The sequence below is a fragment of the Pseudomonas sp. S5F11 genome (assembly GCF_019641515.1).
Classification (GTDB): domain Bacteria; phylum Pseudomonadota; class Gammaproteobacteria; order Pseudomonadales; family Pseudomonadaceae; genus Aquipseudomonas; species Aquipseudomonas rhodesiae.
In genome coordinates this window covers 5,539,684-5,562,729 of the sequence record NZ_JAIFJZ010000001.1, presented here as the reverse complement: position 1 = coordinate 5,562,729, position 23,046 = coordinate 5,539,684, and the positions used below count along the sequence as shown (strand labels likewise).

At 62.3% G+C, this 23,046-nt stretch carries 23 protein-coding genes; 14 read left to right on the top strand and 9 right to left on the bottom strand.

The genetic code is table 11. The features are described from left to right. Positions 1-41: 41 nt before the first annotated feature. Entirely contained in the window at positions 42-950 is a 909-nt protein-coding gene (gene prmB / locus K1567_RS25245; RefSeq protein ID WP_047881342.1) for a 50S ribosomal protein L3 N(5)-glutamine methyltransferase, read from the bottom strand. Positions 951-1,189: 239 nt separating this feature from the next. Here prmB and K1567_RS25240 point away from each other — a divergent pair, with 239 nt between their 5' ends. The 5 genes from K1567_RS25240 to K1567_RS25220 all read left to right on the top strand — a co-directional run bounded on the left by K1567_RS25240 (position 1,190) and on the right by K1567_RS25220 (position 3,967). Then, entirely contained in the window at positions 1,190-1,780 is a 591-nt protein-coding gene (locus K1567_RS25240) for a cysteine hydrolase family protein (RefSeq protein ID WP_034099343.1), read from the top strand. 136 nt (positions 1,781-1,916) lie between these two features. After that, on the top strand, positions 1,917-2,237 hold the full coding sequence (locus tag K1567_RS25235; protein ID WP_034099345.1) for a hypothetical protein: 321 nt from the start codon (positions 1,917-1,919) through the stop codon (positions 2,235-2,237). Between the two features lie 74 nt (positions 2,238-2,311). Then, positions 2,312-2,869 (top strand): Smr/MutS family protein, encoded by a 558-nt coding sequence (locus K1567_RS25230; RefSeq protein WP_034114655.1) that lies wholly within the window; start codon positions 2,312-2,314, stop codon positions 2,867-2,869. A gap of 78 nt (positions 2,870-2,947) precedes the next feature. Next, positions 2,948-3,493 (top strand): GTP cyclohydrolase I FolE, encoded by a 546-nt coding sequence (gene folE / locus K1567_RS25225; RefSeq protein WP_003236739.1) that lies wholly within the window; start codon positions 2,948-2,950, stop codon positions 3,491-3,493. Positions 3,494-3,595: 102 nt separating this feature from the next. Next, positions 3,596-3,967, top strand: coding sequence for a glutathione S-transferase N-terminal domain-containing protein (locus K1567_RS25220; protein ID WP_034114659.1), 372 nt, complete (start codon positions 3,596-3,598; stop codon positions 3,965-3,967). Here the strand turns inward: K1567_RS25220 and K1567_RS25215 are convergent. Genes K1567_RS25215 through K1567_RS25205 form a run of 3 tightly spaced genes read right to left on the bottom strand, consistent with a single transcriptional unit; the run spans position 3,930 to position 6,914 of the window. Continuing rightward, positions 3,930-4,298: a hypothetical protein gene (locus tag K1567_RS25215; protein WP_259445027.1), complete on the bottom strand. Its 369-nt coding sequence runs from the start codon at positions 4,296-4,298 to the stop codon at positions 3,930-3,932. The two genes, K1567_RS25220 and K1567_RS25215, sit on opposite strands and share 38 nt — an antisense overlap. Further along, on the bottom strand, positions 4,295-5,620 hold the full coding sequence (locus tag K1567_RS25210) for an acyclic terpene utilization AtuA family protein (protein ID WP_220698963.1): 1,326 nt from the start codon (positions 5,618-5,620) through the stop codon (positions 4,295-4,297). Before K1567_RS25210 ends, K1567_RS25215 begins: the two co-directional genes overlap by 4 nt. Position 5,621: 1 nt before the next feature. After that, entirely contained in the window at positions 5,622-6,914 is a 1,293-nt protein-coding gene (locus K1567_RS25205) for a CitMHS family transporter (RefSeq protein ID WP_034099360.1), read from the bottom strand. A gap of 114 nt (positions 6,915-7,028) precedes the next feature. Between K1567_RS25205 and K1567_RS25200 the strand changes: the two genes are divergently transcribed. Then, entirely contained in the window at positions 7,029-7,925 is an 897-nt protein-coding gene (locus K1567_RS25200) for a LysR family transcriptional regulator (protein WP_220698962.1), read from the top strand. 9 nt (positions 7,926-7,934) lie between these two features. Here the strand turns inward: K1567_RS25200 and K1567_RS25195 are convergent, their stop codons facing one another. After that, on the bottom strand, positions 7,935-8,537 hold the full coding sequence (locus K1567_RS25195) for a glutathione S-transferase family protein (RefSeq protein ID WP_034099363.1): 603 nt from the start codon (positions 8,535-8,537) through the stop codon (positions 7,935-7,937). A 10-nt stretch (positions 8,538-8,547) separates the two neighbouring features. Then, positions 8,548-9,714 (bottom strand): PLP-dependent aminotransferase family protein, encoded by a 1,167-nt coding sequence (locus K1567_RS25190; RefSeq protein WP_220698961.1) that lies wholly within the window; start codon positions 9,712-9,714, stop codon positions 8,548-8,550. A gap of 81 nt (positions 9,715-9,795) precedes the next feature. On the opposite strand from K1567_RS25190, the gene K1567_RS25185 reads away from it, so the two are divergent. The 3 genes from K1567_RS25185 (at position 9,796) to K1567_RS25175 (ending at position 12,447) form a co-directional block, all read left to right on the top strand. Further along, positions 9,796-10,230 (top strand): MarR family winged helix-turn-helix transcriptional regulator, encoded by a 435-nt coding sequence (locus K1567_RS25185; protein ID WP_047881338.1) that lies wholly within the window; start codon positions 9,796-9,798, stop codon positions 10,228-10,230. A 263-nt stretch (positions 10,231-10,493) separates the two neighbouring features. Next, positions 10,494-11,756, top strand: coding sequence for an NCS2 family permease (locus K1567_RS25180; RefSeq protein ID WP_405046005.1), 1,263 nt, complete (start codon positions 10,494-10,496; stop codon positions 11,754-11,756). 64 nt (positions 11,757-11,820) lie between these two features. Continuing rightward, a complete protein-coding gene (locus tag K1567_RS25175; RefSeq protein ID WP_034138799.1) occupies positions 11,821-12,447 on the top strand; it encodes a LysE family translocator in 627 nt (208 codons plus the stop codon). Here the strand turns inward: K1567_RS25175 and K1567_RS25170 are convergent. The 3 genes from K1567_RS25170 to uraH all read right to left on the bottom strand — a co-directional run bounded on the left by K1567_RS25170 (position 12,437) and on the right by uraH (position 18,222). Further along, complete coding sequence (locus K1567_RS25170) at positions 12,437-17,437, bottom strand: dermonecrotic toxin domain-containing protein (RefSeq protein WP_259445026.1); 5,001 nt, start codon at positions 17,435-17,437, stop codon at positions 12,437-12,439. The genes K1567_RS25175 and K1567_RS25170 overlap by 11 nt on opposite strands. 24 nt (positions 17,438-17,461) lie before the next feature. After that, positions 17,462-17,713, bottom strand: coding sequence for a hypothetical protein (locus K1567_RS27680; protein WP_259445025.1), 252 nt, complete (start codon positions 17,711-17,713; stop codon positions 17,462-17,464). Positions 17,714-17,868: 155 nt separating this feature from the next. Further along, positions 17,869-18,222: a hydroxyisourate hydrolase gene (gene uraH / locus K1567_RS25165; protein ID WP_034114675.1), complete on the bottom strand. Its 354-nt coding sequence runs from the start codon at positions 18,220-18,222 to the stop codon at positions 17,869-17,871. Between the two features lie 379 nt (positions 18,223-18,601). Here uraH and puuE point away from each other — a divergent pair, with 379 nt between their 5' ends. The 5 genes from puuE to K1567_RS25140 all read left to right on the top strand — a co-directional run bounded on the left by puuE (position 18,602) and on the right by K1567_RS25140 (position 23,041). Beyond that, the gene (gene puuE, locus K1567_RS25160) at positions 18,602-19,528 is read left to right on the top strand and encodes an allantoinase PuuE (protein ID WP_034099379.1); all 927 of its coding nucleotides are present in this window, start codon (positions 18,602-18,604) and stop codon (positions 19,526-19,528) included. Beyond that, positions 19,525-20,040, top strand: coding sequence for a 2-oxo-4-hydroxy-4-carboxy-5-ureidoimidazoline decarboxylase (gene uraD, locus K1567_RS25155; RefSeq protein WP_034099380.1), 516 nt, complete (start codon positions 19,525-19,527; stop codon positions 20,038-20,040). Before puuE ends, uraD begins: the two co-directional genes overlap by 4 nt. A gap of 40 nt (positions 20,041-20,080) precedes the next feature. Then, a complete protein-coding gene (gene alc / locus K1567_RS25150) occupies positions 20,081-21,076 on the top strand; it encodes an allantoicase (protein ID WP_034114678.1) in 996 nt (331 codons plus the stop codon). A gap of 120 nt (positions 21,077-21,196) precedes the next feature. After that, positions 21,197-21,700, top strand: a complete 504-nt coding sequence (locus K1567_RS25145; protein WP_034099384.1) for an ureidoglycolate lyase — start codon at positions 21,197-21,199, stop codon at positions 21,698-21,700. Positions 21,701-21,751: 51 nt separating this feature from the next. Next, positions 21,752-23,041: a urate hydroxylase PuuD gene (locus K1567_RS25140; protein ID WP_034114680.1), complete on the top strand. Its 1,290-nt coding sequence runs from the start codon at positions 21,752-21,754 to the stop codon at positions 23,039-23,041. Positions 23,042-23,046: the final 5 nt, after the last annotated feature.

The window sequence follows — 23,046 nt, the reverse complement described above, 5'->3', positions numbered from 1 at the left end:
TGGGAGGAGGCTCCCTCCCACATTTTTTAACGGTGTTCCTGTTACACCTTGGCAGCAAACACCGCTTGATGGGCGCGGCACTGTTCGGCGGTCAACATAAACACACCGTGCCCGCCACGCTGGAACTCCAGCCAGGCGAAATCCACCTCCGGGTACAACGTTTCGACGTGAACTTGGCTGTTACCGACCTCGACGATCAACAGGCCTTTCTCCGTAAGGTGGTCCGCCGCCTCGGCCAACATGCGTCGCACCAAATTCAGGCCGTCGTCGCCACAGGCCAGGCCCAGCTCGGGTTCGTGCTGGTACTCGTCCGGCATGTCGGCAAAATCCTCGGCGTCCACATACGGCGGGTTGGAGACGATCAGGTCGAACCGCTGGCCCGGCAGGCCGTCGAAGCCGTCGCCCTGCACGGTGTACACGCGCTCGTCGACGCCATGACGCTCGATGTTCTGGTTGGCCACTTCCAGGGCTTCAAAGGACAGATCCCCCAACACCACTTCGGCGTCCTGGAATTCGTAAGCGCAGGCGATGCCGATGCACCCGGAGCCGGTGCACAGGTCGAGAATGCGCGCCGGCGGTTGGGCCAGCCAGGGTTCGAAGCGGTTTTCGATCAGTTCGCCAATCGGTGATCGCGGGATCAGCACGCGTTCATCGACGATAAACGACATGCCGCAGAACCACGCCTCACCCAGCAGGTAAGCGGTGGGCACGCGCTCATGGATGCGACGATGCAGCAGGCGCTGTACGTGGGAGATTTCCTCTTCTTCGAGGTTGCAGTCCAGGTAGCTGTCGGCCATTTCCCAAGGCAGGTGCAAGGCGCCGAGTACCAACTGGCGGGCTTCGTCCCAGGCATTGTCGGTGCCATGCCCGAAAAACAGGTCTTCCCCATGGAAACGGCTGACAGCCCAACGGATATGGTCGCGCAAGGTGCGCAGGCGGGAAGTGATCACGGGGCAGACTCCTGGAAAAAACGACTGGCGATTCTAACAGCCTTCGCCTGTACCGACGATGTACGAAAAACCTGGCGCCGTACGTCGGTTTTCATCCAAATTGCCAGTATTGCGCCCCACACGCCCACCCCTTGACATCGCTGCACGCCAGCAACGGCGTACCTTACGATCGTAGCGATTCACAGAAGCGCTCAGCCAGTGGACAATGTCGCAAACGCCCCCCTCACAGGAGCCCCAGAATGTCCGTTCCAAAGACGATGTTTCAACTCAGCGGTCGTGGTTACGCAGCTGCCAATCTCAGCCATGCGACCCTTGTGATCATCGACGCCCAGAAGGAATACCTCAGCGGCCCGCTCGCCCTCTCGGGCATGGACGCGGCCGTGGCCAATATCAAGCAATTGGTCGCCGCGGCGCGGGAAGCCGGGCGCCCTATCGTGCATGTACGTCACCTGGGTACCGTCGGCGGCCTGTTCGACCCACAAGGTGAGCGCGGTGAATTCATCCCGGGCCTGGAACCCAGCGCTGACGAAACCATTATTGGCAAGCTGCTGCCCAGCGCGTTCCACGGCACCGAACTGCTCGACTGCCTGCAGAACCTGGGTTCCCTGGATCTGATCGTCTGCGGGTTCATGAGCCACTCCAGCGTCAGCACCACGGTGCGCGCCGCCAAGAACCTGGGCTTTCGCTGCACCCTGGTGGAAGACGCCTGCGCCACCCGCGACCTGCCGTACAAAGGCGGCGTGCTGAGCGCCGAGCAGGTGCAGCAAACCGAAATGGCCATCATGGCCGACAACTTCGCCACCCTCGCTTTGACCAAAGATCTGATCTGATCGCCGCCGGGATGAGCGGCGGGTTTATTGCCCCGCTCATCCGCTAAGCCCTTTCATTTGGCGCAATTACCCCTGCCCCCGGAACAAGCCGGGTATCTTCCGGTCGAAGGGCCGATACCCTGGAGGAAAGGTCGGGATGAAGATATCCGATGGTTTTGACGCTCGTCGCTTGCGCCCCAAGGGCCCGAGCAATTGGCGTCTGCGCTTGGTGGCCGGCATTGCCGCGCTGCTGGCGATTGTAGGTGTGCTGTTGGCGGGCGCCGGTGGTGCTGGTCTGTTTGGCCATTCGCCGGCCCTGGGCGAACTGAATGCCAGCCCGGGCGGTTCTGCCTTGCTGTTGGGCATTGGCCTGCTGGTGCTGTGGTTGGGTGTGTGGTTGTGGCGCCGCAGCCGACGCCGCATGCGGCAGCCGCTGTCGTTGAACATTGCCTCACACCTGATGAAGAAGCACGACTAGTGGCGCTTGGATAGCGTTTCCTGCGCCCGGCCGCCGCGATTTAGGTAAACTGCCCGCCCTTCGCGGAGGCTGACATGCAAGACGACGATTTTTCCCTGTTCAAAAACGAGCTGCGCGGCGTCAAGCCGATCAAGCATGACCGTGCCGACACCGGTAAACCCAAGACCGATCGCGCGCAGATCGCCAAACTGCGTCAGGCCGCGACCGTGCGCACCGACGCCACCACCGTGGATGGCCTGTCGGACCAGTTCGTCATCGACGTCGGCCCCGAAGACGAGCTGATGTGGGCCCGCGACGGCGTGCAGGAAAGCCAGATGCGCAAGCTCAAGGCCGGCCAGATCCCTTTCGAAGGCAGCCTCGACCTGCACGGCATGACCGTGGAAAAAGCCCGGGAAACCTTATGGGCCTTTCTCGCCGAAGCCACCAAGTTCGAAATCCGCTGCGTGCGCGTTACCCATGGCAAAGCCGTGCGGCTCGACGGCAAGCGGCCAATGATCAAGAGCCACGTCAATACCTGGCTGCGTCAGCACACACAAGTACTCGGCTTCACCTCCTGCCAGGCCCGCCACGGCGGCGCGGGGGCGGTGTATGTGATGCTCAAGCGGACCATGATGGAAGGGCGTGACGAGTAAACAGTGCCATCGTCGTGCTTGCAGCGATGTGCCCGCCACCGTAACCTTGCGCTTTGCGAAAATCCCACAGGTAGTTTCATGTCCCTGGAACAGAATTACACCGCGATCCTCGGCCAACTCGGCGAGGACGTTTCCCGCGAGGGCCTGCTCGACACGCCCAAGCGTGCCGCCAAGGCGATGCAATACCTTTGCCGCGGTTATGAACAGACGCTCGAAGAAGTCACCAATGGTGCCTTGTTCAGTTCCGACAACAGCGAAATGGTGCTGGTCAAGGACATCGAGTTGTATTCGCTGTGCGAACACCACCTGCTGCCGTTCATCGGCAAGGCCCATGTGGCCTATATCCCGAGCGGCAAGGTGTTGGGCCTGTCCAAAGTGGCGCGGATCGTCGATATGTATGCGCGTCGCCTGCAGATCCAGGAAAACCTCAGCCGCCAGATTGCCGATGCCGTGCTGCAGGTGACCGGCGCACTGGGCGTGGCGGTGGTGATCGAGGCCAAGCACATGTGCATGATGATGCGCGGCGTGGAAAAGCAGAATTCGTCGATGATCACTTCGGTGATGCTCGGTGAATTCCGCGAAAACGCAGCCACCCGCAGCGAATTTCTCAGCCTGATCAAGTAAGCGGCTGCGTAGGAAAAGACCGGCGTTCATCGCCGGTTTTTTTTCGCCTGCACAAATCAGGTAAGCTGCGGCCCCTTCTGTGTTGGGCAAGAGGTTTCAGCCATGTTCGTCAAAGCACTTCGAGTGGGCCTCGGCCACGTCATCATCGCGGGCGATTTACTGACCCGTCCCCGTAAAAAGCAGCGCCCCGCCGAGCAACAGGCGCAGGTCAACGAAGCGGCCAAGGGCCTGACCCTGTATCAGTTCCACGCCTGCCCGTTCTGCGTGAAGACCCGCCGCACTCTGCATCGCCTGAATGTGCCGGTAGCGCTGAAGGACGCGAAGAACAATGAGCAGGACCGTCAGACCCTGCTGGAGCAAGGCGGCAAGATCAAGGTGCCGTGCCTGCGTATCGAAGAAAACGGCCAGACCACCTGGATGTACGACTCCAAGGTGATCATCGATTACCTGGATAAACGCTTCGCCGCCGTCTGACAGACTTACCGCCCCGTTGCCGGGTGAGCTCCAGATCCAGCAACGCCGAGCCCAGACACTTGCCATGGGCATCCAGGGCCAGCGAGCGGGTCACGCCGCCGCGCAGTATCCCCGGCAGCACGAAGTTCAGCGCGTGCACATGGGGCAGTTCATAGCGCCGCACCGGTGCGGCGCCCGGGCCGAGCAACCCGGCGAAAAACTCGGCGACCCGTTCGGCGGTGAGCTGTTCGCACAGCCTTGGGTAATCCTCGGCGCGGTAAGCAATGATCGAGATATTCGACGTATCGCCCTTATCGCCGGTACGGGAATGGGCCAGTGTGTGCAGTTTCATGCCTGAATCCTCGGGTTGACCGCATCACGGGGCAGCAGCAACGAGGCCACCGCCACCACCTGGCGTAGGCTTTTGCTGGCACCGCCGCCGCCGGACGGGCCGTTGGTGTACAGGGTTTCCACCTCGTTGCCGATGCGCACGGCGTCGCTACGCTCTTCACAGCGGGCGGCGACGCGCAGGCGCACTTCCCAGGGCTCCACGCTATTGCGCGGACCGTGCAGCGAGTCGATACCGATCAGTTCGGCGCGTACCTCCTGCATCTTCACTCCCATCAATTCAAGACGCTTGAGCACCACATCCCGCGCCAACTGCGCCCGTGCGACAGCGCCGGGGCCGCCGTAGGACATCTGCCCTTCCCCGATCCAGCCATCCAGATAGCCCACGCTGACCTTCAACTGCGACGGGCGCCCACGGCCATCGGCGCCTTGGGCCCGAACGCGATCCACACCCTCGTCGACAAAGCTCACCTGGGAAAAGTCCGCGGTCACGTCGGGTGTGAGATAGGCCTCCGGGTCATGCACCTCATAGATCAATTGCTCGGTGCAAGTGGCGCGGCTGACCCGCCCACCGGAACCCGCAACCTTGGTGATCACCGCGCTGCCCTCGGCATCGATCTCGGCCAAAGGGAAGCCGAGCCGCGCCAAATCCTCCACGTCCTTGAACCCCGGATCGGCGAAATAGCCGCCGCTGACCTGTCCTGCACATTCGAGCAAGTGCCCCACCAAGGTGCCCCGGCCCAGGCGCGGCCAATCGTCCGCGGCCCAGCCGAATTCAAACATCTGCGGCGCAAGGAACAACGACGGGTCGGCCACGCGCCCAGTGATCACCACATCGGCCTCGGCGCGCAGGGCCTCCAGGATCCCATCGACACCCAGGTAGGCGTTCGCCGAGATCACTCGCGCGCCGAGTGAGGCAAGGGTTTGGCCGTTGTCCAGCACCTGCTCGGGGCGTAGCAGCGGCAATACGTCGTCGCCGACCACCGCCACGACCTTGAGGTCCAGGCCCAGTTCCGCGGCGATGCACCGTACGTGTTCGGCCGCCGACAGCGGGTTGGCCGCGCCCATATTGGTGATCACCCGCAAACGCCGGCGCCCCGGCTGCGCGCCGACAAACGGCAGCACCCGGCGCATGCGCTCGCCCAGCAGCGGGTCGTAGCCACCCTTGGGATCGCTGATGCGCGCTTGTTGGGCCAGGGCGATGGTGCGTTCGGCCAGGCATTCGAAAACCAGGTAATCCAAGTCGCCGTGCTCGGCCAATTCCACGGCCGGTTCGATGCGGTCGCCGGAATAGCCGGCGCCGGAACCGATGCGCAAGGTGTTCATGTCAGATCACTCCCAAAAGCAACGCGGTCAGGGTCATCAACACTGACGCGGCAAACAGAAACGGAATGGTGAAGCGCTGGTGATCGGCCAGTTCGATCTTGCACAGGCCCACCAACAGGAAGGTCGCCGGGGTCAGCGGGCTGACCGGGAAACCGGTGGTGTGCACGCCCAGCAGCGAGGCCTGGGCCACTTGCAGGGGGTCCACGCCGAGGGCCTTGCCGACTTCGGCGATCACCGGCATCACGCCGAAATAGTAGGAATCGGGGTCGAACAGCATGCTCAGGGGCATGGATATAAAGCCCACCACCGCCGGGATTAGCTTGCCGTGGCCCGCCGGAATCTGCGCCACCGCCACTTCGGCGATGGCCTTGAGCATGCCGGTGCCCTGCATGATGCCGGTGAACACCCCGGCGGCGAGCAGGATACTGGCCATGGTCAAGGCGGTTTTCGCATGGGCGTCGATGCGCGCACGCTGGGCGTCCACGTTCGGGTAATTGATGCACAGCGCCACGACGGTGCCGAGCATGAACATCACCACCGGATCGACCCAACCGGCAATCATCACCACCATCACCAGCACGGTCAGGATCAGGTTGAGCCAGAACAGCCGTGGGCGCCGCAGCTTGAGGTCGTCCTCGCTGAGTACGCGTTGCGGCACGGCGTCTACCGTAGAACCGGCGCCCAGGCCCAGACGTTTTTCTTCGCGCCGGCCCAGCCACCAGGCGCAGGCGAACACAAAGATCAGCCCCACGATCTGCACGGGAATCAGCGGTTGGAACAAGTCCGCTACCGGCACATGCAGCGCGGCCGAAGAGCGCAGTACCGGGCCGGTCCACGGCAAAAAGTTGACCCCGGCGGCCATGGCGCACACACACGCGAGGATGCGTTTGTCGATGCCCAGCCGCGTGTAGAGCGGCAACATCGCCGGCACCGTCACCAGGAAGGTCACCGCACCGGAGCCGTCCAGGTGCACCAGCAGCGCGAGGGTCGCGGTGCCGACGACAATCCGTGTAGGGCGCGTGCCCACCGTGCGCAGGATGCGGTCAATGATGGGGTCGAGCATGCCTGCGTCGGTCATGATTCCGAAAAACAGGATGGCAAACACGAACATCCCCACAACAGGCGCGACGTTCTTGATTCCGGTGATGATGAAGGCACTGGTTTGCAGGCCGAACCCACCGAGCAGCGCGGCGATGATCGGCAAGGCGATCAGGGCCACCAGTGGCGAGAGGCGTTTGCTCATGACGGCAATGAGCAGGCACAGGATGGTAATGACACCCAGGGTAGCGAGCATGGGGACTCCAGAGCGGCCTTTGCTGGCCGGTTATTGTTTTCCACGGAGTATTGGAAGCGCGGTAGTCTTTGTAAATTGGAATATTCAGCCCGGCATGTTCGGAAAAACAAAACGATGAAAAATTCGATCCAGCATATCCAAGCGTTTCTCACCGTCGCGCGCACCGGCAGCTTTACCAAGGCCGCCAGCGAAATGAACCTCTCGCCGTCGGCGCTCACCGTACAAGTGCAGCAACTGGAAGAGTGGCTGGGCATCGCTCTGCTCGACCGCAGCCCGCGCCACGTCAGCCTCACCCCCGCCGGGCAGGAAGCGCGCGGCCCTATGGAAAAACTGCTGCTGGACCTGGATAACATCGTCACCGGCTCGCGCGACCTCGCCGCGTTGCGCCGGGGCGTGGTCACCATTGCCGCCCTGCCCTCGGTGTGCGCCGGTAGCCTGCCCCCGGCGCTGCGTCTGTTCCGCGAGCGCTTTGCCGGGATCGACGTGCGCCTGCACGACGTGGTGGCCCATCGCATTCATGCCCAGGTGCGCGCCGGCGACGTGGACTTTGGCATCGGCGTGCGGGCGCGCTTAAGCCATGGCCTGGATTTCATGCCGGTGCTCAATGACCGCCTGTGTGCGTTTGTGCCGCTGGCTCATCCCTTCGCGGCTTTGCCACGCTTGTCCCTGGAGCAACTGGCGGACCAGCCGATCATCCTCACCGGCCGCGACAGCAGTGTGCGCGAGCAGGTGGACGCGCTGTTCGACCAGACGCGGCTGAGCATGACGGCCGGCATGGAGGCTAACTACATGTCGACGGTGCTGGCCTTGGTGCGTCAAGGGTTGGGGATCAGTGTGCTGCCGGAATCGGCGGCGGACAGTTTGGAGGGGTTACAGCGGATCGCCATCGATCATCCCGGGGTAAGCCGGGAGATCGGCCTGATCAGTCGCAGCGGCACAACGCTGAGCCCGGCGGCGCAGCGCTGTTTCGACCTGCTGAGCGATGAGTTATCTGACACGTCATCGAACTGAATGGAGTGATCAGTCCAGCATCGCCACATGCTTGGGATGACTGGCTACCCGTGCCAGCCAGGCCTGCACCGCCGGGTACGGCGCCAGATCGAAGCCGCCTTCGTGGGCCACATGGGTGTAGGCATACAGCGCGATATCGGCAATCGAATACTGCTCGCCCACCAGATATGGCGTGGCTTGCAGTTGGCGTTCCATCACCCGCAGCGCCTTGTAGCCGCCCTTATGGGTGGTTTTGTATTCCTCCAAGCGATCTTCCGGCATGTTCAGGTAGTACTGGATAAACCGCGCCACGGCGATGTAAGGCTCGTGGCTGTACTGCTCGAAGAACTGCCATTGCAGTACCTGGGTGCGCAAGCGCGGCTCGGTGGGCAGAAACTCACTGCCGTCGGCGAGGAAGTTGAGGATCGCGTTGGATTCCCACAGGCAGGTGCCGTCTTCCAGTTCCAGCACCGGGATTTTGCCGTTGGGGTTCTTGGCCAGGAATTCGGCGGTCTGGGTGTCGCCGTTGAGGATGTCGACATTCACCCATTCATACGGGATGCCCAGCAGGTTGAGCATCAGTTTGACTTTGTAGCAGTTGCCCGAGCGGTAATCGCCATAAACCTTGTACATGGGGTTCCCCTTATGCCGCTTGCGCGTGCTGTGCTTGACGGATCACTGCGGCCAGACGCATCAGACCTTCGTCCAGGCGGGACGGGTCGATATGGCTGAAATTGAGCCGCAGTGAGCCCAGGTGCTGGTCCGGCTCGGAAAAGAACGGTTCGCCGGGCATGAAGGCGACGTTCTGAGCGAGCGCGGGCGCCAACAAAGTGCGGGTATCGAGCGGCTGTTTCAAGGTCAGCCAGAAGAATAATCCGCCCTGGGGCACCTGCCAGTCGGCGAGTTCGCTGAAATGCCGTTCCAGCGCGGTCTGAAACCCATCGCGGCGCTCGCGGTAAAAACGGCGCAGTTCAGCCAGGTGCTGCTGATAATTCGGCGTGCCGATCCACTGCATCGCCTGCCACTGGCCCACGCGATTGGTGTGCAGATCCGCCGATTGCTTAAGCTTGAGCAGGTGCGGGAACAGGTCGGGGCTGGCAATCAGGTAACCGACGCGCAGGCCCGGCAGCAGGGTTTTGGACACGGTGCCGGTGTAGATCCAACTGGCCTTGTGCAGGCGGCTGACGATGGGCCGCGCGCTGGCGCCGTCGAAGGTCAGTTCGCGGTAGGGTTCGTCTTCGATCAGGGTCACGCCGAATTCGTCGAGCAACGCGGCGACAGCATCGCGCTTGGCCTCGCTATAGCGCACCGCCGACGGGTTCTGGAAGGTGGGGATCAAGTAGATGAACGCCGGGCGATGACGCTCAAGCTTGGCGCGCAACGCAGCCAGGTCGGGGCCGTCGTCCTCCAGGGGCACAGTGAGGCAATCGGCGCCGAACAGCTGGAAGATCTGCAACGCGGCCAGGTAGGTCGGGCCTTCGAGCAGGATGGGCGTGCCTTGATCGATATACAGCTTGGCCGCCAGGTCCAGGGTCTGCTGGGACCCGCTGACCACCAGCACCTGGCTGGCCTGGCACGGCACGCCCAGGGCGCGCGCGTCGGCAGCCAGCAATTCACGCAACTGTGGCTCGCCTTCGCTCATGCCGTATTGGCCGATGTTCAATGGCATGTCATCCCAGTTCAACGCCGGCAGCATGCTTTCGGCCGGCAGCCCGCCGGCGAACGACATCACTTCCGGGCGCTGCGCCGCGGCGAGGATTTCACGGATCAAGGAGCTTTTAAGGCGCGTAACACGTTCGGAGAAGGCCATAAGGTCACCGCTGGCGAAGACTGTGGGAAATACGTCAAACTGGTTGACCGAAATTACGACAGCTCACCTGGATACGTCAACATGATTGACCTTAAAAACCCAAACAGCCAGCAGCAAGCCATGGAAGCATTTTTCTTCGGCTACCAGGCGTTCACCGCCAAGGCCGATGAAATGCTCGAACGTCGCGGCCTGAGCCGGGTCCATCAGCGCATTGTGTTTTTTATCGCCCGCTACCCGGCCCTGAGCGTGACGCAGTTGCTGGCATTGCTGGGGGTGAGCAAGCAGGCGCTGAACATGCCGTTGCGCCAATTGCAGGAGATGCACTTGGTGAACAGCGTGGCGTCGCAGACCGATAAGCGCAAACGCTTGCTGGAGCTCAGCGAAGAAGGTCGGCGGTTCGAACAATCCCTGCGCCGCGAGCAGGTGAAGTTGCTGCAGCGCGCCTTCAGTGAAGCCGGTGAAGAGGCGGTGAAAGGCTGGCTGGCGGTGAATATGGCGCTGAGCGCGAAAAACTAGAGGTTTGCCTTTCATCCCTTTCGCACACAAAATGGAAAACATTATTTGCTTTCTTTGTATACAAAAGCATAATTCGCTTCGTGCGAGTTCCTGACCTATTAGTCAACAAAACCCGCCGGTAACCTCACAGCGCCCTGCGCTGGCCATAACAATAAAATGCTTGAGGAGTACTCGCTGTGGATAGCCGCAAATCCGAAGCCCCTACGCTGGACCTGTCACCCTCCTCCCAAGGCGGTTGGCTGGAACGCCTGTTCAAACTGCGCATGCATGGCACCACAGTGAAGACCGAGCTGATCGCCGGCCTCACCATCTTTATCACCATGGCCTACATCATTTTCGTTAACCCCAACATCATGGCCGATGCCGGCATCGATCACGGTGCGGCCTTTGTCGCCACCTGCATCGCCGCCGCCCTCGGTTGCCTGCTGATGGGCCTGTACGCCAACTGGCCGGTGGGCCTGGCGCCGGGCATGGGCCTGAATGCGTTTTTCACCTACACCGTGGTCGGCACCATGGGCTATCACTGGGAAACCGCCCTGGGTGCGGTGTTTATCTCCGGGGTGCTGTTTATGCTGCTGACGCTGTCGCGCATCCGCGAGTGGCTGCTCAACAGCATCCCGGTCAGCCTGCGGCATGCCATGGGCGCCGGTGTCGGTCTGTTTCTTGGGGTGATCGGCCTGAAAACCGCCGGCATCATCGTCGACAGCCCGGCCACCCTGATCAAGCTCGGGTCGCTGCACGAGCCGGCACCGCTGCTGGCGGCGGTGTGCTTTTTGCTGATTGCGATCCTCAGCTACCACCGCGTGTTCGGCGCGATTCTGATCAGCATCATTGCCGTGACCCTGGCCGGCTGGGGCCTGGGCCTGGTGCATTACAACGGCATCCTGTCCACCCCGCCGAGCCTGGCGCCGACCTGGATGGCGATGGACGTCAAAGGCGTATTCAACGTCAGCATGATCAGCGTGGTGTTCGCCTTTCTGTTTGTGCACATGTTCGACACCGCGGGCACCTTGATGGGCGTCGCGCAACGGGCCGGGCTGGTGAATGCCGACGGCAAGATCGATAACCTGTCCCGCGCCCTCAAGGCCGACAGCGCCTCCAGCGTGTTTGGGGCCATGGTCGGTGTGCCGCCAGTGACCAGTTACGTGGAAAGCGCTGCCGGCGTGGCCGCCGGTGGGCGCACCGGATTGACCGCCGTGACCGTGGGCGTGCTGTTTGTGGCGGCGATGTTTTTTGCGCCACTGGCCGGCATGATTCCGGCCTACGCCACGGCCGGCGCGCTGATCTATGTCGCGATGCTGATGATGGCAAGCATGGCCCATATCAACTGGGACGAAGCCACCGACAGCATCCCGGCGATTGTCACGGCGATCATGATGCCGCTGACGTTTTCTGTGGCTGACGGCATCGCCCTGGGTTTTATCACGTATGTGGCACTCAAGGCCGGCACCGGCAAATACCGTGAGATATCCATCAGCCTGTGGGTGCTGTGCGCGATTTTCATCGCCAAATTCGTTTTCCTGTGACCCAGGCAAACGGCGATAACCGCCTCACCTTCGGGTGGGGCTTTTGCATGAAGGGAGGAATGTAATGAGCGTGGAAACCTGGCTGCTGTTCAGCGGCGCTGCCTTGATCGTGATCCTGATTCCAGGCCCGCTGTCACTGCTGATGATCAGCAACAGCCTCAACTACGGCCTGCGCCGCTCGTATCCGGCGTTTCTGGGCGGGGTGTTCGCCTCGATCTGCCTGCTCAGTGCCTCGGCGCTGGGTCTGGGGGCGCTGCTGCTGGCGTCCGAGCAATTGTTCAGCGCATTGAAAATCGTCGGCGCGCTGTACCTGTTCTACCTGGCCTGGCAAAGCTGGCAGCAATCGCGCCTGCCGTCCCAAGGCGCGGTGGTGCCGGACGCGGTGCCGGTGCCGCGTTTTCGCGCGTTGTTCGGGCGAGCCTTTGTGCTGGGCGCCAGCAACCCCAAGGACATCCTGTTTTTCGCCGCCTTCCTGCCGCAGTTTCTCAGCAGCCAGCAGGCGTTCCTGCCGCAATTGCTGATCATGATCGCCACCTGGACCGTACTCGACTTGCTCTGCAAGCTGGCCTACGGCCTCGGCGCCCATGGCGCGGCGCGCTACCTGCGCACCGGCAAGGGCCAGAGCTGGTTCAACCGCTTCAGCGCCGGGCTGTTTGGCGGTGCCGGCGCGGTCTCCCTGCTCAAGGGCTAGTAAGCTGAGGCTTGATGAAATACACGGTGGGGGGAAGGTTGCCTTTGACCGGCCACTGAATGCCCCCCACCATCGTCACCAAGCGCTCACTGCCCATTGCATCGTTGACCAGACGATGCACCTCTGACGTCGGATGAAGGGTCAGCTGTTTGGCGACCGATTCCTTCGACAATCTGGGAACGCCCGCAACGCTGCCTGATTCAAGCCATTGGGTCGACAGGTAATACACGTTGTCGGAGCGCTCATGGGTACACACCCACACGAAATGCTCCCGCCCGCCATGGGTTTTCTTCATCGACCTGAGCACAAAGCCTTGTGCCTCCAACACTTGTCTGATTGCGGCCTGCTGCGCCTGGCCTCGCTCCCGCAAGAGCACATCCTTTGCCTGCTTCTTCTGCAACACACCGAGCGACGCGGAAACAGGCGCCTTGAGTGACGCCGCCAAGGGGGTGGGCGGCTGGAAATCCACGCGCGAGAAGCCAGGCGCCTTGCCTTCGAACCCAATGAAAAAGGCGTGTTTGCCCGAGGGTTCGGCCGGGCGCAGGAGTTTGAACAGGTCGTCGGTCTGGCCCCCGGCCGCAATCCAGCCGTCCAGGGTTGCGCGCACGTTCAACAGGTGCGTGGCCGACGCCGTGCGGCCGGTGTCCGCCAGTTCGATCAAGCGCTGGCCGGCGAAACGTCGGCTGGCCAGGGTCATGCCGGGAAACACCTGGGCCACGGATTGCTCCAGCGGGCGGTCGAACAACGGGCGATGCAGTTGCCAACGCTTTTCGGCGTTCAGGGTCGCCGGAATCGGTTGCTCGTGGAGCTGGCTGTTGAGCCAACGCTCGATATCGTCGACAGCCCGAGAGAAAAGTGGGTTGTCTTTCGTCAGGAAAATAATCTGGTCGAGGGGCGCGTTGCTGCCCTGGGGCAGCAACCGGTAGTAGTGGCCGTCGATCCTGACTACGTAGTAGTTACGCTCCTGCAACGACGGTGAAGAAGAAACCGACCTGAACGGCAGATGGGGCAACGCGACTTCAGGCTGCATCGGCACCAGAAACACCCCATGCCCAGACGGCGCTTCCGGCAACTGCGCAACGATATTGGCATGCCAATCGCGCCACTCCACCTGAGAGCCCGGCGATTGACGCACGGCGGTTTCGGTGGCGCCGCGCGCCGGTGGCGACCAGGCGACCGGCGTGTCAGACCGCCACGGATTGAGCACCCCAGAGCTGGGGCCGGCCACCGGAGCGTCCGCACCCAGCAGCCATTCACCGGGCGCGTGAATCGTCAGGATCAGTTCATCCTGGCCCGGCGCGTCCTGGTTTTTCAGGCGCAAAAACTGCTCGTCGCCGCGTCGGTAAACCGGGTAACGGTCCTCGCCTACCAACATGAATGGCTCACCGTGTTTGACGTACAGGCCTTTTTCGCCGGGCCCACTGAGCGGCACGGCGTCGGCTGGCACGCCCGGTTTCTTGAATCGCTCCAGCAGTTTGAGCTGACCAGCGGGAGAAGCCGACCGGCCCAGCCGAGGCAACCGGCCAACCTCGACGAGCGTGGTGCGATGCAGGCGGTTCAGACCTATCCCCATGGAGCGTAGCGGTACGCCCTTGCGCGCTTTTGGCCCAGGCATAACGCTCAGTATCAGATCCACCAGCAGGAATACCGCGCCAAATGCCACATCCACCGCATCCCGTGGGTCACCGCTATGGTGATAACGCCGTGCCGCCAACAACACCTCGTAGAGCTGGTTCACCAAGCCGAACCAGGGCACGAAAAGCGACAGCAATGCCCGGTCGCGGCGGTCTTTTTCCGCTTGCAAGCGTTGGGTGCGGTACTTTTCCAGGGTTTTACCGGAGTGGCTGCCGGCCTGGGCCTGACGATGCAGTTCAAGCACCCGCGCCTGGTACAACAGGGCCTGGGCATCGCACTGGGAGGTGGGCACCAATGCCAACCAGTTCAAGGGATCGCTGGCGATCTGCTCAAGGGTCTGCGCTTCGGCTTCCGCGGCCAGCGCCGTCGGCTCCTGATGCTTGACACTGAACGAGCGCACAAACTCGGCGCCGCGCCAGAGCCCTTGCAACATGACGTACCCCGGCAACAGATACACCGCCTGGAACTGCGGCGGCTGCGCGCAGGCTTCGTCAGGCGTGTGCGCGATGGCTTCGAATGCCCAGCCGGGTGCGATGTGCCGCGCCAAGGCTTTGGTATTAGGCGGTACTGCGCCAATGCGATTCAGATATTCCCGCGCCAGTTGCAGGCTGCTGTGCTCACTGATGGCATTGCCATCCGGCGCAGCGGGCCAGTAAACCACGCAGCCTTGGGACAGCAGGTCGTGAATCACCACGATGCCGGCAATGTAGCGATCGTGCTGCAACGTGTGGCCCACCAGATGCACCACATACAGTTGCAGGTGATAGCCCTGCTGGCGCAGGTCGTTCGGCGTGCGCGCCGCCATGGACAGGCTGAACAGGCGCTGAGCGCTGGACGTCAGCCCCTGTTGAGTCGCCGAATACAGGTGCGCGTCAGCGCCTGTGACCAGCGCGCGCCTGAGCAAGGTGGGCACGCGCCCCTCAGTCAAGCGCCGTGGCGCCTCGTCGCGCGGGTAAAACACTCCATTGATCAGCGCCTCATACTGACCGCCGATATCCAGCGAGGAGACCATGGCGATCAGGTAGGGCGGACTCAGCAGCCCCTTCCATTCGGGCTTCAGGTACTGCGCATATTTAAATCGCCACCAAGTGGGCAACATCTGGGGATCGAGGTTATGCAGCGCCAGTTGCAGCAAAGTGAACTGAGTGCGCCCGGTGCTGGGAGTGAGGATTTCCTTGCGATCGCCCACACTGCAGGTGGCATCTGCACTACAGAAACGACCGTCGACATGGTCTGGCATTTCGATAAACGGCGTGTCGATGTCCACCGCCGGAGGGAGGCCGTCCTCGCGTAAACGGGCAATCAGTACGCGGCGGGCGAAGCTGGGTAAATCCGGCAGACGTTGTTCCAGACGTGCCTGCAGGGCAAAAGTGCTGCTCAGGTAGTGGCCTTGCAGGCGTCTGAATCGGTCGAGCTGCGCGGCCGACGCCTCTTTCAGCCACGCCGGCAGTGTGGGCTGCGCGCCCATCGCCTGGCGCACCACATCAACATGGGCCCGCGCCCGACCCCGCGCTGCGCTGGCCGGCGCCGTTAGGTGCTTTGCCAGCTCTTGGGCCAGCAACAGACCGCTCAGGTGCACATCGCTGACTTCACTGAATACCGGGGGAGTGCGCCCGATCCCTCGGTACACGCGCATATAGCCCTTGAGCAGTTGCTTGAGCGCGAACAGCAGCGGGTCGCCGTCGATGGGGGCATAGCTCACGGCCAGAGTCTGCCCGGCCACCGCTGCGCGCACCGCACCACGGTGCTGACGATCGACGTACTGCCACATCAGTGAGGCGTCACGGCTGGCAAAACTGGCCTTGACCCCCTCGGTGAGCGCGTCGAGACGAGCAAAGCTCGCCACCCCACCCTCCTGTCCGAACGCGCACAACAGCACCGGCGCACGTCGCTGCGGATCGTCGAGGGCCGCCGCCTCGGTCACCACAAACAGACTATGCAGCGGCTCGCCGCCCACTCGCACCGACAGCACCCGGGCTTGGCTGCCCTCACGCTGACGGGTCAGCGGAGCGTCCAGCACCTCAAGCAGCAGATCGCGATGGGGCGTGCGCAGCAAGCGCAGTCGATGCTGCAACTGAACCTCGTCACGCAGCAGCTCGCGCCAGACAGCGATAAAGCATGCCACCCGCCGGGCCGTACCGTCGGCGCGCGCGGCCCAGAACGCCACGTCGAACAGTTTCAATTGAGCATCGTGCAGCAGCGTGCGCAGGCCGTTAGCGTGACTGTTGAGTTGGTTTTCCAGCGTGACTGATTCCTGCCAGGCCGGGGTGTCCTGGCCGGGGTCGTGGGGGTCCAGCAGCGCAGTCAGGCCCTTCTCATAACGCTTGACCTGCTGCTGCACGGTGTTCAACGCCAGGCCCGGCGCCGTGCTGGCGAAATTGATTTCCTGACGGCGACGCTGCTGGTCCCAGTCCAACAGCTCGCGGCGGATTGGCCCCAGGCGCGACTTGCCGATGCTGTGACGCCGACCCCGCTCGATCTGGGCGAGAAACCGCGCCTTATCGGTCACAGCCGGCCGCCGCGCAGCGGAAAACACCTGCGCAAGGTTGATCGACACGGCACAGGCCAACTCGTTTTCCCATTGCCCGTCGCGAATCGCCAGGGCGCTGAGAGCCAAGGCATCGCCATGCAGCGCCGAGCCGCGAGCCGCTGTCAACGCCATGCCGGGTTGACACAGCTCGTGTCGACGTCGCAACGGCAGGCATTGCCACAGGTCGTCAAATAACGTGCTGCGGATCAGCGCGACCAGGCCGCACTGCAACTGAGCAAAGGACGGATACTCGTAAAAGGGGCGATTCAGCCCCGGCAGATACATTACATGGGGCATGCCCACCGGGTCGCCTTGCCGGTAGAGATGCAACGCACTGGGGATGGGCATCAGTCGCGGCCCCACTCCCGGCCACATCAATTGGCAGGCCTGTACGCTGGCCCACTGCTGCCCCGCACGTTGGCGGGCTTCGGCGGTCGGTGCGTCCACCAGGGCCTGGACCATGACCGCACCAGCGCTGGACAGCTCGTCCAATTGCCGCGCCACCAGCGCCCGGTCGGCGAACAATTGCCTGTGGAGTTCCACCCAGCGCTCCTCGCGGGTCTGCCAGGAACCCGTGGCAAGGGTCTGCCAGTACTCGGTCTGAGCGGTGTTGAGGCGCTCGAACAACTTGAGTGCGACAACTCGCTGCAGTGCTTCCAGCGCTGTGAACGGCAAACGGCGCGTCGGCTCGTCCTTGAGGCTGAGGGCGGTGAATTGATTGATATTGAGCGGCACCGACGGCAGCACGAGCAACTGCAGGGCGCGGTCGGTCAAGCACTCCACCTTGCTCGCGGTGGCCGGCGGCAAGGGTTCGGTGAACAGCAACGTATCCGGGTCCAGATCGAAGGCCTAGCGCAGGGCGGCGCGAATCACTCGCAGCACCTTGGGCGCGCGCGCAATCAGGCCTGACACGCGGCGTGCCGCGTCGGCGCAGCGCAGATCGGCCGTCGCCAGCTGGTTGATCAGACGGCTGGGATGGGGGCTGCTGTTGATCCGCTGGGTCAGCTGGGCGCGCAGGGCCTGGCGCGCTTCGTGGGCGGCGCGGGCCGGGTCGTCCGCCTCGGCAGGCAACGCGGTAGGGTCGTCGTTAAGTGAGGTCACGGCGGTATCTTCGTCGAGGAAAACACCTAGCCTAGGCAGGGCCAAGCTCGCGCAGGCGCTAGATAATTGAACGCCGCCCGAGCAAAAAAAAGCCCGCAGTGTGAGCGGGCGAAAAACCAACGAAGAGCTTTGGGGGTGTGAAGCGCGGGGACGACTCAGCTACCGCGATAAGTGGAGTAGCTGTAAGGCGAAATCAGTAAGGGCACATGGTAGTGATCCTGTTCGGCGCTGATGCCGAAGCGCAGCACCACCACGTCCAGAAAGGCCGGCTCCGGCAGTTGTACGCCGCGGGCGCGGTAGTAGTCACCGGCGCTGAACTGCACCTGGTAGACGCCGCTGCGATAGTCGTCGCCTTGCAGCAATGGCGTGTCGCAACGACCGTCGCTGTTGGTCACAGCGCTGGCCACCAGTTCCAGCTGCGTGCCTTCGACGCGGTACAGTTCAACCTTGATTGCGCTGCCGGGGCAGCCGTGGGCCGCGTCGAGTACGTGTGTGGTCAGTCGTCCCATGGATCGGGGCTCCGTTCAGTCGAGTGAGAAAGGCCGCACCTTTTCAGGGCGAGAAAAAGACGGCGATGGCTGATTAAGACACTTTTGATAAAAATTGTACACAATAAAAACCACAAAATTTTCAGCACGCTCCGCAGCGCTTTTCGCGCTGGTGAATCCTCGGTAAACCTTGCGGTTAAAAGGACTGCTATACATTTACTGACCAACCGGGCAAGTTTCTTGCAGGGTTAAGCCGTGCAGATGGCTTGGAAAAAATGCGGAAATACAGGCTTACAAAGTGACCAGCAAGTTGTATACAATCAGTCCATCGCTGTGACGCCACCCAGTCTTTCCGCTGGCCGCCACGCACTTGTTACCACGCACAAGAAGGAAGACTGCAGTGAGCGCTGACTACCCACGCGACCTGATCGGTTACGGCAGTAACCCTCCTCACCCCCACTGGCCAGGCAAGGCGCGCATTGCCTTGTCGTTCGTACTCAACTACGAAGAAGGCGGTGAACGCAACATCTTGCACGGCGATAAAGAGTCGGAGGCGTTCCTTTCGGAAATGGTCTCGGCCCAGCCGCTGCAAGGCGAACGCAATATGAGCATGGAGTCGCTGTACGAATACGGCAGCCGTGCCGGCGTGTGGCGCATCCTTAAGTTGTTCAAAGCATTCGATATCCCGCTGACCATCTTCGCCGTAGCCATGGCCGCCCAGCGTCACCCGGACGTGATCCGCGCCATGGTCGCCGCCGGCCACGAGATCTGCAGCCACGGTTACCGCTGGATCGACTACCAATACATGGACGAGGCCCAGGAACGCGAGCATATGCTCGAAGCCATCCGCATCCTCACCGAGCTGACCGGCGAACGCCCGCTGGGCTGGTACACCGGGCGCACCGGCCCCAACACGCGGCGGCTGGTGATGGAGGAAGGCGGGTTTCTCTACGACTGCGACACCTACGACGACGACCTGCCCTACTGGGAACCCAACACCCCCACCGGCAAGCCGCACCTGGTGATCCCCTACACCCTGGACACCAACGATATGCGCTTCACCCAGGTGCAGGGCTTCAACAAAGGCGATGACTTCTTCGAGTACCTCAAGGATGCGTTCGACGTGCTTTACGCCGAAGGCGCCGAGGCACCGAAAATGCTCTCCATCGGCCTGCATTGCCGCCTGATCGGTCGCCCGGCGCGCCTGGCCTCGCTCAAACGCTTTATCGAATACGCCAAAAGCCACGAACAGGTGTGGTTCACTCGCCGCGTCGACATCGCCCGTCACTGGCAAGCCACCCACCCGTACAAGGGAGCGGCGAAATGACTGCGTTCCAAACCCTGCAACCCTCGACCTTGAGCCGTGACGCCTTCGTCCGCGCCTTTGCCGATATCTATGAACATTCGCCATGGGTGGCCGAAAAGGCCTTCGACCTGGGCCAGGACGCGTCGATCGATCAGATCGAAACCCTGCACCAGCGCATGAGCGATATCCTGTTGAGCGCTGATCACGCCAGTCAACTGGCGCTGATCAACGCTCACCCGGACCTGGCCGGCAAAGCCGCCGTCCAGGGCCAACTGACCGAAGCCAGCACTAACGAACAGGCCGGCGCCGGTATTCACCAATGCACGGCCGAAGAGTTTTCTCGCTTCACCGAGCTGAACGAAGCCTACAAAGCCAAGTTCAAGTTTCCCTTCATCATGGCGGTAAAAGGCAGCAACCGGCATCAGATACTCGCCGCGTTCGAAACGCGCATTCACAACTCGGCGGACGCCGAGTTCAAGTGCGCGCTGGACGAGATCAACAAGATCGCGTTGTTCCGTTTACTGACCCTCTAAACACCATCCCCAGCCACTCTATCTAAGGCAGACAAGAAGAATGAAAGCGCAACCCGTACCTTTCGAAAAGTTCGTCAACCTGGCCGACGCCCGCTTGGGCACCAAGATCATCTCCGTGACCGATGACTGGTTCGCCGACGCCAACCGCCTGTTCCAGCCGACCCCGGCCGTGTGGAAGGAGGGCGTGTTCGATGACAACGGCAAGTGGATGGACGGCTGGGAGTCGCGCCGCAAGCGCTTCGAAGGCTACGACAGCGCGGTAATCCGCCTGGGCGTGCCGGGTTCGATCAAAGGCGTGGACATCGACACTTCATTCTTCACCGGCAACTACCCGCCGTCGGCCTCCCTGGAAGCCTGCTTCCTGGCCTCGGGCGAGCCGGACGAAAATACTCAGTGGACCGAAGTGCTGTCGGCCGTCGAGCTGCAGGGCAACAGCCACCACTACCATGAGATCAACAACGACCAGGCGTTCAGCCACCTGCGTTTCAACATCTACCCGGATGGCGGCGTGGCGCGTCTGCGTGTGTACGGCGTGCCGTTCCGCGATTGGTCGGCGGTGGGCGACAACGAACAGGTCGACCTGGCCGCGGCGCTCAACGGCGGCCGCGCCCTGGCGTGCTCCGACGAACACTTCGGCCGCATGAGCAACATCCTTAACCCAGGCCGTGGCATCAACATGGGCGACGGCTGGGAAACCGCGCGTCGCCGCACGCCAGGCAATGACTGGGTGATCGTCGCCCTGGGCCATCCGGGAGAGATCGAGAAGATCATCGTCGACACCCTGCACTTCAAGGGCAACTACCCGGATACCTGCTCGATCCAAGGTGCTTTCGTAAAAGGCGGCACCGACAGCCAGATCGAAACCCAGTCGCTGTTCTGGCGCGAATTGCTGCCGGCGCAGAAGCTGGAAATGCACGCCGAACACACCTTCGCCGAGCAAATCAAGGCGCTGGGGCCGATTACCCATATCCGCCTGAACGTATTCCCGGACGGTGGTGTAAGCCGCCTGCGCGTGCTGGGCAAGGTCGCTAAATAAGCGGTGAACCTAATCGCGGGCAAGCCCGCTCCCACAGGGGAATGCATTCCAAATGTGGGAGCGGGCTTGCCCGCGATTGCAATAGACCAGACAACACAGAACTCGGATAAGAAGACAGCCATGCGCACACTAGTGATCGAACCCCTGACCAAAGAAGCCTTCGCCCCTTTCGGAGACGTTATCGAAACCGACGGCAGCGATCACTTCATGATCAACAACGGGTCGACCATGCGCTTTCACAAATTGGCCACGGTCGAAACCGCAAAGCCGGAAGACCACGCCATCATCAGCATCTTCCGCGCCGACGCGCAGGACATGCCGCTGACCGTGTGCATGCTGGAGAGACACCCGCTGGGCAGCCAGGCTTTCATTCCGCTGCTCGGCAACCCCTTTCTGATCGTGGTCGCGCCACTTGGCGATGTACCTGTATCGGGCTTGGTCCGCGCCTTCGTCACCAACGGCAGGCAGGGCATTAATTACCATCGCGGCGTCTGGCACCACCCGGTGCTGACGATCGAAAAGCGGGATGACTTCCTGGTGGTTGATCGCAGTGGCACAGGCAATAACTGCGATGAGCATTTTTTCCAAGAGGATGAGCGGTTGATCCTCGCCCCCCACCAATAAGAGAAGGTCTGATCACCCGACAACAAGGGTGACAGGCGAGAGGTAAAGACTGTGGAAGCACATCTGTTGGAATGGCTGAACCTGAGCGTGCGCTGGGTTCACATGATCACTGGCGTCGCCTGGATCGGCGCTTCGTTCTACTTCGTCTGGCTGGAAAACAACCTCAACCGCGTCAACCCAAAGGACGGCCTGGCCGGCGACTTGTGGGCGATCCACGGTGGCGGCATCTACCACCTGGAAAAATACAAACTGGCCCCGCCGACCATGCCGGACAACCTGCACTGGTTCAAATGGGAAGCCTATTTCACTTGGATGTCGGGCGTCGCGCTGCTGTGCGTGGTGTTCTACTCCAACCCGACCTTGTACCTGCTGGCGCCGGGCAGCAGCCTCAGTGGTCCGCAAGGCGTGTTGCTGGGCATCGGCTCGCTGTTCGTCGGCTGGTTCATCTACTCCTTCCTCTGCGACTCGGCCCTGGGCAAACGCCCTGCCCTGCTCGGTTTCATCCTGTTCGTACTGTTGATTGCCGCCGCGTATGGCTTCAGCCAAGTGTTCAGCGGGCGTGGTGCCTACCTGCACGTAGGTGCGGTGATCGGCACCATCATGGTGGGCAACGTGTTCCGCATCATCATGCCGGCGCAGCGCGCGCTGGTGGCGGCCATCGCCGAGAACCGTACACCTGACCCGGCGCTGCCGGCCAAGGGCCTGCTGCGCTCGCGTCATAACAACTATTTCACCTTGCCGGTGCTGTTCATCATGATCAGCAACCACTTCCCGAGCACCTACGGCAGCCATTACAACTGGCTGATCCTGGCCGGTATCGCGGTGGCGGCGGTGTTGGTGCGGCATTACTTCAACACCCGGCACAACAGCCAGAAGTACGCGTGGACCCTGCCGGTTGGCGCGCTGGCGATGATCTGCCTGGCTTATGTGACCGGCCCCAAGCCGGCCGAACCGATTGCCAAGGCGCCGGCGGCCATTGAGTACCAACCGTTGCCGGAAACCGCATTGGGCGGTGGCTTGAAACCTGCCGCGCCTGCGGCAACCGAACCCGCCGCTGCACCTGCACCGGCCCAGGCGACCATTGATTTCGACAAGGTCCACGGAGTGATTCAGGAACGCTGCGCCGTGTGCCATTCGGCCAAGCCCACCAGCCCGTTGTTCAGCACCGCGCCGGCCGGCGTGATATTCGATACACCGGCGCAGATCCAGCAACAAGCAGCACGCATCCAGGCCCAGGCTGTGGCCAGCCAGATCATGCCGCTGGGCAACATCACTCAGATGACCCAGCAGGAGCGCGACCTGATCGGCACCTGGATCAACCAGGGGGCGCATACCAACTAACAGCC